This is a genomic window from Arthrobacter sp. Soil_C_49, assembly GCF_057656635.1.
Map to the genome: position 1 here is coordinate 360878 of NZ_JBDGJZ010000003.1, position 15291 is coordinate 376168.

Annotated in this window: 10 protein-coding genes; 4 read left to right on the plus strand and 6 right to left on the minus strand. The window is 63.7% G+C overall.

Annotated features, from left to right (window positions below):
* The first annotated feature begins 175 nt into the window (after nucleotides 1-175).
* Nucleotides 176-1318, plus strand: a complete 1143-nt coding sequence (locus AC3A4Z_RS07965; protein WP_498711141.1) for an N-6 DNA methylase — start codon at nucleotides 176-178, stop codon at nucleotides 1316-1318.
* A 91-nt stretch (nucleotides 1319-1409) separates the two neighbouring features.
* On the opposite strand, the gene AC3A4Z_RS07970 is transcribed toward AC3A4Z_RS07965, so the two are convergent.
* The 3 genes from AC3A4Z_RS07970 to AC3A4Z_RS07980 all read right to left on the minus strand — a co-directional run bounded on the left by AC3A4Z_RS07970 (nucleotide 1410) and on the right by AC3A4Z_RS07980 (nucleotide 5918).
* Nucleotides 1410-3428, minus strand: a complete 2019-nt coding sequence (locus tag AC3A4Z_RS07970) for an ABC transporter ATP-binding protein (RefSeq protein WP_498711077.1) — start codon at nucleotides 3426-3428, stop codon at nucleotides 1410-1412.
* Complete coding sequence (locus tag AC3A4Z_RS07975; protein ID WP_498711078.1) at nucleotides 3425-5158, minus strand: ABC transporter ATP-binding protein; 1734 nt, start codon at nucleotides 5156-5158, stop codon at nucleotides 3425-3427. Before AC3A4Z_RS07975 ends, AC3A4Z_RS07970 begins: the two co-directional genes overlap by 4 nt.
* Before the next feature lie 160 nt (nucleotides 5159-5318).
* Nucleotides 5319-5918, minus strand: coding sequence for an LURP-one-related family protein (locus AC3A4Z_RS07980; RefSeq protein WP_498711079.1), 600 nt, complete (start codon nucleotides 5916-5918; stop codon nucleotides 5319-5321).
* A gap of 264 nt (nucleotides 5919-6182) precedes the next feature.
* On the opposite strand from AC3A4Z_RS07980, the gene AC3A4Z_RS07985 reads away from it, so the two are divergent.
* A complete protein-coding gene (locus AC3A4Z_RS07985; protein ID WP_498711080.1) occupies nucleotides 6183-7358 on the plus strand; it encodes a serine hydrolase domain-containing protein in 1176 nt (391 codons plus the stop codon).
* A 55-nt stretch (nucleotides 7359-7413) separates the two neighbouring features.
* Here AC3A4Z_RS07985 and AC3A4Z_RS07990 read toward each other — a convergent pair whose 3' ends face one another.
* From AC3A4Z_RS07990 to AC3A4Z_RS08000, 3 genes are read right to left on the minus strand one after another with little or no spacing between them, the layout of a single operon-like run.
* A complete protein-coding gene (locus AC3A4Z_RS07990) occupies nucleotides 7414-9066 on the minus strand; it encodes an amidohydrolase (RefSeq protein WP_498711081.1) in 1653 nt (550 codons plus the stop codon).
* A gap of 49 nt (nucleotides 9067-9115) precedes the next feature.
* Entirely contained in the window at nucleotides 9116-9757 is a 642-nt protein-coding gene (locus AC3A4Z_RS07995) for a TetR/AcrR family transcriptional regulator (RefSeq protein WP_498711082.1), read from the minus strand.
* Nucleotides 9758-9772: 15 nt separating this feature from the next.
* Nucleotides 9773-11248 carry an APC family permease gene (locus AC3A4Z_RS08000; RefSeq protein WP_498711083.1) on the minus strand — a complete coding sequence of 492 codons (1476 nt, stop codon included), beginning with the start codon at nucleotides 11246-11248 and terminating at the stop codon, nucleotides 9773-9775.
* A 291-nt stretch (nucleotides 11249-11539) separates the two neighbouring features.
* On the opposite strand from AC3A4Z_RS08000, the gene AC3A4Z_RS08005 reads away from it, so the two are divergent.
* A complete protein-coding gene (locus tag AC3A4Z_RS08005) occupies nucleotides 11540-13591 on the plus strand; it encodes a hydantoinase/oxoprolinase family protein (RefSeq protein WP_498711084.1) in 2052 nt (683 codons plus the stop codon).
* A 10-nt stretch (nucleotides 13592-13601) separates the two neighbouring features.
* Complete coding sequence (locus tag AC3A4Z_RS08010) at nucleotides 13602-15275, plus strand: hydantoinase B/oxoprolinase family protein (RefSeq protein ID WP_498711085.1); 1674 nt, start codon at nucleotides 13602-13604, stop codon at nucleotides 15273-15275.
* The last annotated feature ends 16 nt before the right edge of the window (nucleotides 15276-15291 follow it).

The following is a 15291-nucleotide window of genomic DNA, read 5'->3' on the forward strand; positions in this document are numbered from 1 at the left end:
ACGCACTGGGCGCCGCATTATTCGTGATGTCACGTCCACATCAAGCAGCGCTTTTATACGACCACCCCATACGTTCCCAGGGTCGGACAAGCGGCTCCGGAAGACTTTGCATTTATGATATTGAGAAGTTCCAGTCATTCAAACCCCTTCTCATGGGCAAGGCTTGAGGATTAGTTTGGACCGTTTTTATTCTCCTAATTGGATGGCTCAAGCTTTATGCGAGCCATTCGATCTAGTTTCTGGTACAAGAGTTTTCGATCCAACAATGGGTGAAGGCGCATTACTACTCGCTGCCGAGGAAGGTGGTGCCGGGAACTCGGTTGAATTGATGGGCTGCGATCTTGATCCCTTAACTGTCAAGGGAGTTCAAGAAAGGCATCCGGGGTGGCGGGTTGGCCGAGCCGACATATATTCGAAGGCATCCCGGGTAAGCAGTCCGGTTTGGCGAACCGCGCGGCAAGGAGTGGACCTCGTGGTCCTAAATCCGCCTTTCTCATACAGAGGAAAGCAACGCAGAACGATTAGTTTACTGGGCTCCTCGTATCGAGCTACTCCGGCGGTTGCGGCATTAGCGATCGTACTTGACGAAGTGAAGACTTCCCAGGGTGTGGGCGTTGTTCTTCCTGAGGGGAGTTTCCACGGCGAGATTAATGAAGAAGTGTGGCAGGGTATACACGCAAATTTCGACGTTGATCTGGTCCAAAAACTTCCGCGTGGCTCTTTCCGCAACGCAAAGGCATCGTCCGTTCTCTTGACAATCCGCGGGCGGGACAAGTCACTACGAACCGTGATTCCACCGGCGACCAGATTAGGAGGAACCTCTTATTCGAGAGCCTGTCGGTGTGTAGACGTTATCAGAGGACGCATTCATAATTCGCGGTTGTGGGAGCACCCGGATGCTGGCGCACGTTTCGTTCATACAAGTAACCTGTTGAACGGCCGGATTTCCCGGGTCGAGCGATTTCAGTCACCGCAACTTGCAACGCGGGGCCCCATGGTGTTGTTGCCCCGCGTCGGACGTTTTTATCCGGAAAAGGTTGTCATGGTGGAGTCGGAAGAACTCGTACTGAGTGACTGCGTAATTGCCCTCCGAGTCAAGGAGCCATCGAACTTGTCTGCGCTGAAGTCAACGTTGCTTCATCCAGCGACAGGGCTTTCCCGCCAATATAGTGGTACAGGTGCGCCTTACATAACAGTCCGCGACGTCATGGCACTGCTGGAATCCGCAGGACTTAACCCTCGTCACATAACGAACCTTGAAGATTCATTCACATGCCTTTGCGGGGCCGAGTTTGCGACCTCTCAGAGCGCCAGTTAATAGTTCTTGGTTGTAGTCCCGGCCGGAACGCAGAGCTTCCGCTTATGGGTACTCAGAGGACAGTCGGCCGGATGCCATTTATACGCGTTCACTAAACCTCCGCCGCAGGCGCCGCAAACTGCGCCTCATACAGCCGCGCGTAAGCCCCACCCGCGGCCAGCAATGAAGCGTGCGTCCCCTGCTCCACGATCTGGCCGGCCTCCATCACCAGGATGAGGTCGGCGTCGCGGATCGTGGACAGGCGGTGCGCGATGACAAAGGAAGTCCGGTCGCTCCTCAAAGCACTCATTGCTTTCTGCACCAGCACCTCGGTCCGGGTATCCACCGAAGAAGTAGCCTCGTCCAGGATCAGCACTGACGGCCGCGCCAGGAAAGCCCGCGCAATCGTCAGCAGCTGCTTCTCCCCAGCTGACACGTTCCCACCCTCATCTTCAAGAACAGTGTCGTACCCCTCGGGCAGCGACCGCACGAACCGGTCCACATACGTCGCGCGCGCCGCCTCCAGGATCTCGTCCTCAGTAGCCCCAGGCCGCCCGTACGCAATGTTGTCCCGGATGGTCCCGCCGAACAGCCACGTATCCTGCAGCACCATCCCCAGCCGCGAGCGCAGCTCGCGCCGCGGCACGGAGGTGACGTCCACGCCGTCGAGCGTTATCCGCCCGGCATCCAGCTCGTAGAACCGCATCATCAGGTTCACCAGAGTGGTCTTGCCCGCCCCGGTGGGCCCCACAATGGCCACCGTCTGCCCCGGCTCCGCCACCAGAGACAGCCCCGAAATCAGCGGCTTGTCGGGTGAATACGAGAACGAAACATCCTCGAACACCAGCCGCCCCCGCCCAAACACAGGCCCGGCAGAAGGCGCAGGCTCAACAGATTCCTCGTCTTCGTCCAACAAAGAGAACACCCGCTCAGCCGATGCCACCCCGGACTGCAGCAGGTTGGCCATGGACCCCAGCTGCGCCAGCGGCATGGTGAACTGCCGCGAGTACTGGATGAACGCCTGCACATCGCCCAGCTGCATGGCCCCGGACGCCACCTGCAGCCCGCCCACCACGGCAATCCCCACGTACACCAGGTTCCCGATGAACGTCATGGCCGGCATGATCAGCCCGGAAATGAACTGCGCCCCGAAGCTCGCGTCATACAGCTCCGCGTTCTTCTGCCGGAACCGCTCCTCCACCTCGCGCTGCCGGCCGAACACCTTCACCAGCGCATGCCCGGTGTACGTCTCCTCGATCTGCCCGTTCAGCTCCCCCGTGTTCTTCCACTGCGCCACAAACAGCTTCTGCGAGCGCTTGGCAATCAGCGCCGTGATCCCCAAAGTCAGCGGAATGGTCACCAGCGCAATCAGCGCCAGCGTAGGCGAAAGGATCACCATCATCACCAGCACACCAACTACGGACAGCACCGACGTCACCGCCTGGCTGATGCTCTGCTGCAGGCTCTGAGAGATGTTGTCCACATCATTGGTCACCCGGCTGAGGAGCTCGCCACGCTGGATCGAATCGAAATACCGCAGCGGCAGCCGGTGGATCTTCGCCTCGATCTCCTCGCGCAGCCCGAAGACCGTCCGCTGCACCACCCCGTTCAGCACATACGCCTGCACCCACATAAACCCCGACGCCAGAACATAGAGCACCAGCGCCCACGTCAGCACACTGCCCAGCGCGGCAAAGTCGATCGCCCGCCCCGGCGTCAGCGCCATCGGCGTCAGCATGTCCGCCTTCTGGTTCTCCCCCGCGGCCCGCAGCTGCGCGATCAGCTGCTCCTTGCTCACCCCCGCGGGCAGCTCCTTGGACACCACGCCGGCGAAAATCAGGTTGGTGCCCTCCCCCAGCAGCCGCGGCCCGATCACCTGCAGCGCCACGCTGATCACCGACGCCGCCAGCACCAGCAGCAGCCACGCCCGCTCCGGCCGCAGCTTCCCCAGCAGCCGCGTGGCCGACGGCCAGAAGTTCATCGCCTTCTCCGCCGGGACGTTCATCCCGGCGAAGGGTCCGCCCCTTCCGGGTCCGCCCACCGGACGGGGAATGCGTACGACGTCGGCACTTGCAGTTTTGGACGCTGGCCCGGCCTTGGTGCCTGCTCCGGGAGTGGGTTCCGGGCTCATACCGTCTCCTCCGCCGCCAGCTGGGAGTTCACGATCTCCCGGTACGTCTCGGACGTCTCCAGCAGCTCACTGTGCGTTCCGCGCCCCACGATCCTGCCGTCGTCGAGCACTAAGATCTGGTCCGCATCCACGATGCTGGACACGCGCTGGGCGATGATCACCAGCGTGGCACCTGCGGTACTGCGCTTGAGTGCCTGCCGGAGACGGGCGTCGGTGCCGGTGTCCAGGGACGAGAATGAGTCGTCGAAGATGTACAGCTCGGGCCGCTTCACCAGGGCCCGGGCGATGGCCAGCCGCTGCCGCTGCCCGCCGGAAACGTTGGTGCCGCCCTGCGAGATCGGAGCATCCAGTCCGCCCTCCATCTCCTCCACGAAGCTCCGCGCTTGGGCGATCTCCAGCGCTTTCCAGCATTCGTCGTCGGTGGCGTCCGGTTTGCCGTACTGCAGGTTGCTGCGGACGGTGCCGGTGAACAGGTAGGGCCGCTGCGGGACCAGGCCGATGTGCCCCCAGAGCAGGTCCGGGTGCAGCTCGCGCACGTCCACGCCGTCGATGCGGACGGAGCCGGTGGTGGCGTCGAACAGCCGAGGCATCAGGTTCACCAGGGTGGTTTTGCCGGCGCCGGTGCTGCCGATGATCGCCGTCGTCTGCCCCGCTTTGGCGGTGAAGCTGATCCCGGAGAGGACCGGCTGGTCGGCACCCGGGTAGGCGAATCCGGCGTCGACCATTTCCAGCTCGCCGCGCCGCACGTTGCTGCTGACGGGCTTCGTCGGCGGCCGGACGCTCGACTCCGTGCCCAGCACCGCGCCGATCCGGTCCGCGGAGACGGACGCGCGTGGAATCATCACGGCCATAAAGGTGGCCATCATGACGGACATCAGGATCTGCATCAGGTAGCTGAGGAACGCGATGAGGGTGCCCACCTGCATGGACCCGTCCTCGATCCGGAACGAGCCGAACCAGATCACGGCCACGCTGGACACGTTCATCACCAGCATCACCACGGGGAAGGCGAGCGCCATCAGACGGCCGGCCCGGAGTGCGGTGTCCGTGACGTCGTCGTTCGCCTGGGCGAAGCGCGCGGTCTCGATGTCCTCCCGGACGAACGCGCGGACCACGCGGATGCCGGTGAGCTGCTCGCGCAGGACCCGGTTCACGGTGTCGATCCTTTTCTGCATCTTGCGGAACAGCGGCACCATCCGGAAGATAATGAGCCCCACGCCGGCCAGCAGCACGGGCACGGCGACGGCGATCAGCCAGGACAGCTGCACATCCTGCCGGACTGCCATGATCACGCCGCCGATGGCGAGCATGGGCGCGGCCACCATCATGGTGGCGCCCATCAGCACCAGCTGCTGGACCTGCTGGACGTCGTTGGTGGAGCGGGTGATCAGGCTGGGCGCACCGAACTTGGTGACCTCCTGCTCGGAGAACTCCCCCACCCGGGAGAAGATGGCCCCGCGCAGGTCCCGGCCCGTGCCCATGGCCGCCTTCGCCCCGAAGTACACGGCGATCACGGCGCAGGCGATCTGCAGCAGCGTGATCCCCAGCATGAGCCCGCCGAGGTTGAGGATGACGCCGGTATCACCCTTGGCCACGCCCTCGTCGATGATGTCCGCGTTGAGGGTTGGCAGGTACAGCGACGCGATGGACTGCGCCAACTGGAAAACGACGACGGCGATCAGCAGCTGCCGGTGCGGCCGCAGGTATTCAACAAGCAACTTCCAGAGCATGCGCAGCTCCTGCCTGACACAGTGTCCACAAGTGGTGGTGCGAAGGTCAGTTTACGTCTGGGAGCTGGGAACGATCCGTGCCTTGGAGGAGAAGTTGGCGCGGTTCACCGAGGGCGTAGCCGCTCCCGGGCAGCACGTTCGTCCTATCGCTTTGGCCGGCCTATCGGGACTGCAGAGCATCCAGTGCGACTGCCATTGCAGCCGCAACGCGGCCGTCGAGTCGTGCACCCGGAAGGGTGATGAGGTAGCGGTCGCGCAAGGACTTTTCTCGTTCTGAGGTCATGAGCACTTCTCCGTTCGTGTCGACAAAGTCGAAGTGGAAACGGAAGGGCGAAGGGACCACATCACCAATCGGCGTCGCTTCCCATATGCGCCGGCCGAGGGCGACGCCAACGTTGCGTTCACTTCCGGTGACTTTCAGCCCGGACGCTTCGAGGTGCCACGTCGACCGCAGCAGGGATTTGGCAAAGTCCTTGCGGAAACTGCCGATTGGTTGTCCATTAGCGTCCAGCACGTCGTACGTCGCGCCGAGGTCGAGGCGCTGCCGGGCCTTGAAGGAGAAGATCGGCAAGGTCCTCGACTCGTCCTGGTAGAAGGTCACCTGCTCCTTGAAAGCGGCCCGCTTCTGCTGGGCGACGGCGAGCAGGTGCCCGGCTTGCCCGTCTCCGGTGGCGGAACGTATTTCGTAGCGATTCACCATCAGGGTGAGCTTCTGTGTCACGGTGAAGCGCTCGATGCCCTGTAAAAGTTCTGCGGTCATGTTAGTCCTCGTTGTTGGAGCGGTCTCGGATAGTTTGACCTAGCCAGCAGGTCGCCGGCTGGCCTGGACGATGTTGTTCTTACCCCAAGGATCCTCCGTGCAGCGGGTGATGATGACAAGACGGGAGTAACCGGGCGGTGAACAGATGACATGAGGAAGCACGGGAGCATATTCTATAAGTGAATACCATTCGCTTAATGTCTTCGAAGCGTACCGATGGTGGCGCGCCTCGATCCCCACCGCCGCATCCAATGGAGGAGAAGCATGGCAAACGCAGGTCTTGAGCAAAGCAGGGTCACCGCCGGGAACTGGCAGGAGCCGGAAAGTCTGCGGTGGTCGTTCCTGCATATGGATGAACTGTTTCCGACTGCTCCCATCGAGGCCACGGGCTCCCCCGCTACTGGGCTGCTGGAAAATCCAAGAGATTTCCGTGGCTTGAAAGTAACGCTGCCGGACGGCTCACCCAGCACCGTCGCCCAGATCCTGGCAGCCACCAACACAGACGCCTGGATGGTCCTGCACGGCAACGAGATTCGCGCCCAGGAGTATTACGGCGCCATGGGCCCCGCCACGAGGCACCTGCTCATGTCCGTCAGCAAGTCCATCGTGTCCGCGGTGGTGGGCGTCCTGGTGGAGCAGGGAAAGCTCGATACGTCCGAACGGATAGACCACTACATCCCCGAACTGGCCGCCAGCGGCTACCGTGCTGCCACTGTCCGGGACGTGCTGGACATGCGCAGCGGCATCAGGTTCTCCGAGGAGTACCTGGACGAATCTTCCGAGGTGCGGCAACTGGACAGGGCGGTGGGCTGGGCACCCCGGAGCGGCGGGGATGCGGCCACGCTCAAGGAGTTCCTGGCGGGTTTGGAGCAGGAGCGCGAACACGGCGGCCATTTCGCCTACCGCAGCTGCGAGACCGATGTCCTGGGTTGGCTGTGCGAGGCAGCGAGCGGCCGGAAATTTGCCGATCTCGCCTCCGATGTCCTCTGGACACGGCTTGGCGCACGCCACGACGCCTACATCGCCGTCGATGCCGCAGGCACCGGAATGTTCGACGGCGGTATCTGCGCCACGCTGGAAGACATGGCCCGTTTCGGCGCGATGATTCGCGACGGCGGACTGCCGTTGGATGGGCAACGGGTCCTTGAATCCGCCTGGGTTGAAGACATCTTCGCCGGTGGGCCCGATTCAGGAGCGGCATTCGCGGCGGCCACGGAATCAAAAGTAATGCCCGGCGGGAAATACCGGAGCCAGTTCTGGTTCCTCTCGGACGACTGGGAGACGGCTTACTGCCTGGGCATCCACGGGCAGATGGTTTACATAAACCGCAATTCAGGCGTGGTGGGGGTCAAGTTCTCCTCGACCGCACTACCCGTGGATCCCGTGGCCGGTCCTGCGGCAGCAGCGATGTTCAAGGCCATCAGCGACGCCCTTATTTGACGGGAATGGACTGCCGGCGGGGCGGCGTCAGGGCGCCCCGCCGGATGTCACGTTGTCAGGCTGCCGAACCTGCTCCAGCCACGGACACCTGCTGGTCCACCACCACTTCACCGTCAACCATGGTCAGGATGACCGGCGCCTGGGCGAAGTCGTCCGGCGCAGTCGTCAGCGGGTTGCAGCCAAGAACCGTCAGATCCGCCCGCGCACCCACTTCCAGCACGCCGCCCTTCTCGCCCACCGACTTCCAGTACTGGCTTGTATACCCTTCCAGGGCAGCGCGGGCCGAGAGTGCCTGCTGCGGCTGGACGGGTTCGACGTCGGGCCGCCCCGCCGGCCGCCGGGTCTGGGCGGCGGCAATGATCCCACGGGGATCAAAGGACGCGATGGGCCAGTCAGAACCAAGGGCAACAACTGCCCCGGCCTCACGAAGGTCGCCTGTCCGCCAGGCATTGTTTGCGCGCTCCGTGCCCAGCCGGCGCGACCAGTTGTCGCTGTGGTCCGCCCGGCTGAAATGCGCGCAGTGGGTGGGCTGCAGGCTGGTGGTGGCACCGGCGTCGACGATTGCTTTCAGAACGGGGTCAGGTATGGACTCGACGTGCTCAATCCTGTGCACTGTCCCGTTCGGTGCCAAGGCCCCGATGGTCTCTGCCACGAAGGCAACAGCCTTGTCCCCGATCGCATGCGTCGCCGTGGGGATGCCGTTCCCATGGAAGAACTTCATGGCTGCGGCCAGTTCCTCGGGTTGCCGCCACAGGGGATGCAGTGATTCACCGTGGGTGTCGGCGTCGAAAAGCCATGCGGTGCCGTTGTCGATGGTGCCGTCCATCATGAGCTTGATGCCGTGGACGTGCCACCGGCGTCCCCGCCGGCCCTGGAGCTCCAGCATCGCGTCAAGGTCCTTCTGCGTTGCCCCAGGCATGATCCACGGAGACACCCGCAGCCTGATCGCGAGCTCACCGCGCTCTTCCAGTGCTTCAAGCACTTCAAGGGAATCGGCATGGCCGAAGTCCAGCATGTGGCCTGCCACCAGGCCCGACTCGGCCATCGAGCGCAGGAGCCGGTCGAGTGCCTCCACACGCTGGTCGAATGAGAGCTCCGGAAGGATGTCGCGGACCAGGTCCATGGCCGCCATTTCGTAGAGCATGCCTGTTGGCTTCCCCTCGGAGTCCACCCCGACATATCCGGAACTTTCCAGCTGCTCCTGGCCGGTTACTCCGGCAAATCGGAGGCCGGCATCGGATACCAACGCCGCATGCGCATCGAACAGGGTGATAAACACCAGCTCATCATCCAGGATGCCCCGGAAGAGGCTGTTGCTGAAGTCCTCATCACCAAAAATCACCGGGTCGAGCCCCCACGCGAACAGCCAGTCCGTGCCCGTGGCGTGAGGTGTTGCCGCAGCGTAGTCCGCGAGAGCGGTACGGACGGTCTCGATTTCGGTGATCCCGTTCAGGTCCAGGCCGCGGGCCACGCTAGCACCAAGGATCGGGTGGATGTGGGCGTCAACCAGCCCCGGTGTGATGGTGGCGTCACCGACGTCGACAACGCGTGCGGCCCGGGCCATCCAGTCCGGCGCATCCCAGGATGGACCGACGGCGGCGATACGTCCTTCCGCGACGGCCACGAATCCCGCCACTTCCTGGAGCTGTGGACCGTAGAGGATGCTGGACGAGAGGAGGACGACGTCGATGGGCTGGGGGGTGTTCAAGGCTGGCTCCTGTTGGGGTTGGCTGGATTCCGGCAACCCCTGCGGAAACTCAGGTGTCGCCGTCGATCGCCGCCCGCAGTCCGGCCGACAGGACATCGGCGAGGAACGCGAAGCGGTCCACTGGGCTTGTGGTCACGGCTTGCTGGGCCGCAGACAGATGGGGAAAGGTTGGCCGGTCCTCCTCGGCAATGCTCCAGGCGGCCTCCATGGAGATGGCGTCGAGGCTCGCGCCGATTGCGGCGCTGTCCAGCGTCTCCAGAGTGGGCACCACAAGGTGGCCTGGCACCCCTGCGCGGACGAATGCCTCCGCGAACCGGTCGTAGAGGGCCAGTGCCGCCGGATGGGACACCGGTTGGGTGAGCAGTTCCGGGAGAAGCGAAGGCACCTGGCCGTAGGCAACTCTGAGCGCGCCGAAAATGTTGCGGACCGCCGCATCCAGGTCGCCGGATGGCAGTTCGGGGATCCGGACTTTCTCCACCAGGGATCCCCGGGCGAGCTCCACAATTTCCTGGCGACCAGAGACGTGCTTGTAGAACGAGGACTGCCGGACCCCCAGCCGCTCTGCGAGGCGGGGAATGGAGAGCCCTTCCTCCTTCTCGAACATTTCCAGCGCCGCACGTCCGATTGCTTTCCGGGAAAGCCTTGGGCTGAGCGGCCGCCCCATTCGGCTGGTTTTTTCGGGAGTCTGCATGTCTCAAGACTAGGCTCAGCAATCCGCGTGGCCGATTCGATGGTACGCGGCCGGGTTCACGCGCCGCATCACCAGGGCCAGGATGATTCCGGCGAGGCATACCAGCGGGGCGGTGACCAGGAGGATGGTGTTGATGGGGTCCCCGTCAGGGAGGCCGGTGATCAACTCGGCGTTATCCATCATCAGGTAGGCCACAACGATCATGATCAGGCTGGCTGCCACGGCCGAGGGGACGACGTACCAGCGCAACCCGTTATTCTTGCGCCGGGCAAAGAAGACCACCACGCCGACGCCGGTGAGCGCCTGCAGGAGCAGGATTCCCACAACGCCTGGCGTGTTTGTCCAGATGAGGAACTGGGTGAACGGGTCGAGTTGGAGCAGGGCTGCGCCGGCTACGAGGACCAGTGAGAGCAGGGTCTGTTCGAAGCCCGCGGCGGACGGTGTGCCGTGGCGGGGGCTGATCCGGCCGGAGCGCTTGGGGAAAATACCTTCGCGGCTCAATGAAAGCGTGTATCGGTTGATGGTGTTGTGGAAGGACAGTTGGGACGCGAAGATGCTGGTGACGATCAGGACGCTCATGAGGTTCACGCACCATTCACCGGCAAACGTTCCGGCCATGATGTAGGCGGTGTCGCCAGTGTCCAGGTGTCCTGCGGCGAAGGCCTGGATGGTGTCCGGTCCGAAGGCCTGGACGATGACCCACACTGCGAACGCGTAGAAGGCGCCGATGAAGGCGATGGAGATGTAGGTGGCACGGGGGACGCTCTTGTCCGGGTCGCGGGCTTCTTCGCGGTAGAGGGCGCCGGATTCAAAACCCATGAACGCAGAGAAGCCGAGGCCGATAACCGCGGCAAACTGCGGGGAGAAAATGGCGTCCGGGCTAAAGGATTCGAAGCTGATGCCTTCCGCACCGCCTTGGGCCAGGACGTAGGCGGCAACGAGGGCAACGATGGCGGTTTCGAGGGTGAGCAGGACAGCGAGGACCTTGGCACCGACGTCGATACCGCGCCACCCCAGGTACCAGACTGCGCCGATTGCCACCACGGCGTAGGCCCACCACGGCAGTTCTATGCCGGTGAGGGATTTCATCGCCAGGTCGGCTTGGATGCCCAACAGTCCGTAGAGGCCAATCTGGATGCCGTTGTAACTCATCCAGGCGGTGAGTCCGGAACCGAGCCCGATCACACGTCCCAGGGATTTGGCGATGTAGCCATAGAAGCCGCTATAGGACTGGATATGGCGGGTAAGCGCCATGAAGCCTATGGCGAAGAGGGACAGGCCCAGGCCAGCGGCTATATAGATGACAGGGGCACCCACGCCGCCCACCGCCAGGGCGAGCGGGGCAATGCCCACCACGATGGTCAGCGGCGCTGCCGCTGACACCAACATGAACACAATGTCGCGGGTTCCGATTGCGTTCTTCTTCAGTCCGGCCGCAGGGGCGGATTGTGTGGGCGGCACCGTTGCCGCCGTTCGATTAGTGAAAGCCATTCACTTATTGTTGACCTGGGTCACACGCCACGTCAAGAGCACGGCCTAGCCCGATCCTCCACGGGACAGGAGCCGGCGTGAGGCGCGTCAAGCGCCACGCGGGCAATCCACTCCCCGATTTCTGACGCGCATGAATTCCCTGCTAAAACGTGCCTTCCATCGGCCTTCTTGGGCAGCAGGCCCTTTCTGCCTCTTCTGGATTGTGCATAACGCACCCGGTTCCGAAACCCCTCTTGTCTAGCGTGATCTTCCACACACCAAGTTCCACCCCAGAACCATGAGGAGATCAACATGCCGAACTACAGGGTGTCGATGGATATCGGCGGAACGTTCACGGACATCGTGGCCTACGACCAGGTCGCAGGGACCTATGAGGCGACGAAAGCCTCCACCACGCCGGGCAACCTGAGCGCCGGCGTCATTGCCGGCCTCGAATCGATTGTTACCGACCTTTCCGACATTGAATTCCTGGTGCACGGCACCACGCAGGGCCTGAACGCATTCCTTGAGCGCCGCGGCGTTCCCGTGCTGCTGCTGGCCACGGCCGGCGTCGAAGACTCTTACCACATCGCCCGCGGCCCCCGGCTGGAGCTCTACAACGCCCAGTACCGCAAGCCGGCTCCCCTGATCGAGCGGAAGGACGTCATCGGCGTCGGCGGCCGCCTTGACGGCCAGGGCCAGGAGATCCGGCCGCTGGACGAAGTGGCCGTCCGCCAGGCGGCCCGCCGGGCACAGGAGGAAGGGTACGGCGCCGTGGCTGTCGCCTTCCTCTTCAGCTACAAGAACCCGGCCCACGAACTTCGTGCCCGCGAAATCCTGCTCGAAGAACTGGGCGAAGACTTCACCGTCTCCCTTTCGCATGAAGCAGCCAAGGAATGGCGCGAATACGAGCGCACCTCGTCCGCCGTCGTCGAGGCCTACACGGGCCCCGTGGTCCGCAACTACCTCCTGGACCTGGAGGAGAAGCTTGCCGACCGCGGCGTGGAGGCTCCCCTGCACATCATGCAGTCCTCCGGCGGCGTGCTCACCGCCGAGTCCGCCCGCAAGCGTCCCCTCCAGACGCTGCTGTCCGGCCCGGTCGGCGGCGCAATGGGCGACGTCGAACTGGCCGGCGTGTCAGGCAACCGCAACCTCATCGGCGTCGACATGGGCGGCACCTCCTTCGACGTCTCCCTGGTAGTCGACGGCAAACCCGACGTGTCCACCGAAGCCCACCTCGAAGGCCTGCCGATGCTCATGAGCGTCGTCAACATCCACACCGTGGGAGCCGGCGGCGGCTCCGTGGCATGGCTCGAAGCCGGCGGTCTCCGGGTGGGCCCGCGTTCGGCCGGGGCCACCCCCGGCCCGGCCTGCTACGGCCGCGGCGGCACCGAACCCACCGTCACCGACGCCAACCTGGTGCTCGGCCGGGTGGACCCCGACTGGTTCGCAGGCGGACAGGTAGCCCTGGACCGGGAAGCAGCCATCACGGCCCTCAAGACCGTGGGAGACCAGCTCGGCCTGGACCCGATCGCCATGGCCGAGGGCATCTGCGACGTCGCCAACTCCCAGATGGCCCAGGCCATCAGGACCATCACCATCTCCCGCGGCATCGAACCGCGCGACTTCGCCCTCGTCGCATTCGGCGGCGCAGGACCCATGCACGCGGTCTTCCTCGCCAAGGAGCTCGGAATCCCGGAAACCGTGGTACCCCGGTTCCCCGGCGCCTTCTCGGCATGGGGCATGCTGCAGACGAATATCCGCAAGGACTTCTCCGAGCCGTACTTCTTCCTCGACGAGGACATCGACGTGGCCGACATGTCCGGTGTCCTGCGAAAGATGGAAGTGGAGGGGCTGAGCTCCCTTGTCTCCGAGGGCGTGCCCGAAGAAAGCCGCCTCACCACCGCTTCCGTGGACGTTCGCTACCAGTCGCAGGAATTCTCGCTGAACGTCCCCCTGGCCTCCGCCGACGAACCCGAGTCAGAGGGCTTCGTCGACAACCTGGCCGCCCGCTTCTCCGCGATGTACCACGAGCGCTACGGGCACTCCAACCTGGGCGCCCCCATCGAAATCGTCGCACTGCGGACGCAGGCGGTGGGCGACCTGGGCCGGCTCGAGGCACCGCTCTTCGCAACGGCACAGAGCCCGGAGTTCAAGCACGAAGTGCGCCCGGTGGTCTTTGACCACGAGGAACACGAGACCACGGTGGTCCGCCGCGACGACCTGGCCGCAGGGCACGCCTTTGAAGGTCCCGCGATCATCGTGGAGCAGACCGCCACCACCGTGGTGCCGCCCGGGTTCAACGTCAAGGTCGACGAGTTCGGCTCCCTGGTCATCCGCACTGAAGACGCAGAAGGAAATTGAGGTACCACAAATGACAATCGCCGCAGTCAAAACCCTGGATCCCGTAACCGTGGAAATCATCCGCAACGCGCTCACCAGCGCCGCGGACGACATGAACGCCACCCTGATCCGCTCCGCCTACTCACCCATCCTCTACGAGGGCGGTGACTGCGTGGTGGCGCTGCTGGACAAAGAACACCGCGTCCTCGGACAGTCCGCCGGGCTCCCGCTGTTCCTCGGCAACCTGGAAACGTGCTCCATCGCAGTGGAGGAGCTGTACGGCCGTGAGGTCTGGCAGGAAGGGGACGTCTGGATCCTCAACGACTCCTACCTCGGCGGAACGCACCTGAACGATGTCACCATCTTCGCGCCGATTTTTGACGACGGTTCGGTAGTTGGCTTCGCCGCCACCCGCGCGCACTGGATGGACATGGGGTCCAAGGATGTGGGCGGCTCGATGGATGCCACGGACATCTTCCAGGAAGGCTTCCGCATGGGGCCGGTCAAGCTCATGGAAGCCGGCATTGAGACCTCCGTGGTGGACCTGATCCGCACCAACGTTCGTTTCCCCTACCAGACCATTGGCGACATGCATGCCATGATCGCCGCACTCCGGATGGGAACCACCCGGATGAAGGAACTGGTGGGCCGGTACGGCATGGAGCAGCTCGATGCCGCCCGTGATGAGATCTTCCGCCAGACCGAGGAAATCGAGCGCGAAACCGTCCGCAACATCCCGGACGGCGTCTACGAAGCCGAAGGCGTGCTGGACAACGACGGCATCAACCTGGACACCCCCATCCCCATCCGGCTGAAGATCACCGTTTCAGGCGACACCGTTGACTTCGACGTCACCGGCTCCGCCGACCAGACCATGGGCCCGGTGAACTGCGGCGCCGCCCAAGCCGTCTCGGCCCTGCGTGTGGGCTACAAGCTGTTGGTCAGCCCGGACTCCAACTCCAACGGCGGATCCTTCCGCCCGCTGACCACACAGGTCCGCTCCGGTTCCGTGCTCGGCGCCGTGGCACCTGCACCCTGCCAGTGGTACTTCTCCCACCTGGGACTGCTGATCGACCTGGTCTCCAAGGCCATGGCCCCAGCCATGCCTGACCGTGTGGCCAGCGCCAGCCACGGCGACTCAATGATCATCACCGCCGCCGGCTTCGATCCCCGCTTCGGCCGGAACTTCGTCAGCATGGAAGCCACCCTGGGTGGCTGGGGCGCCTGGCAGGGCACCGACGGCGAATCCGCCATGATCAACAACGTCAACGGCTCGCTCAAGGACCTGCCCATCGAAATGATGGAAACCCGTTACCCGCTGCGGATCAACGAGTACTCCATCCGCCCCAACTCCGGCGGCCCCGGCCAGTGGCGCGGCGGCAACGGAGTGGTCCGGGAATACGAGTTCCTGGCCGACTGCGTGGTGGGCCTCTGGTTCGAAAGGTCCAAGACGCCGGCATGGGGCCTCTTCGGCGGTTCTGACGCCCAGGGCCCGGAAGTAGTGATCAATCCCGGCCGCCACGACGAAGTCCGGACGCTGAAGGCCAACGCACGGAAAATCAAGGCCGGCGACGTGGTCCGCCTGGCCGTCGGAGGCGGTGGGGGTTTCGGAGATGTCTCCAAACGTACCCGCGAAGACATTGAGTACGACATTGTCAACGGTTTCATCACCGAGGACTTCGCCAAAACCCACTACGGCTACTAAAAAGCCCAGAAAGGAT

Excerpts from the sequence above, each read along its gene's own strand:
- AC3A4Z_RS07970 (WP_498711077.1), bottom strand. The coding sequence starts at position 3,428 with ATGAGCCCGGAACCCACTCCCGGAGCAGGCACCAAGGCCGGGCCAGCG.
- AC3A4Z_RS07975 (WP_498711078.1), bottom strand. The coding sequence starts at position 5,158 with ATGCTCTGGAAGTTGCTTGTTGAATACCTGCGGCCGCACCGGCAGCTG.
- AC3A4Z_RS07980 (WP_498711079.1), bottom strand. The coding sequence starts at position 5,918 with ATGACCGCAGAACTTTTACAGGGCATCGAGCGCTTCACCGTGACACAG.
- AC3A4Z_RS07985 (WP_498711080.1), top strand. The coding sequence starts at position 6,183 with ATGGCAAACGCAGGTCTTGAGCAAAGCAGGGTCACCGCCGGGAACTGG.
- AC3A4Z_RS07995 (WP_498711082.1), bottom strand. The coding sequence starts at position 9,757 with ATGCAGACTCCCGAAAAAACCAGCCGAATGGGGCGGCCGCTCAGCCCA.
- AC3A4Z_RS08000 (WP_498711083.1), bottom strand. The coding sequence starts at position 11,248 with ATGGCTTTCACTAATCGAACGGCGGCAACGGTGCCGCCCACACAATCC.
- AC3A4Z_RS08005 (WP_498711084.1), top strand. The coding sequence starts at position 11,540 with ATGCCGAACTACAGGGTGTCGATGGATATCGGCGGAACGTTCACGGAC.
- AC3A4Z_RS08010 (WP_498711085.1), top strand. The coding sequence starts at position 13,602 with ATGACAATCGCCGCAGTCAAAACCCTGGATCCCGTAACCGTGGAAATC.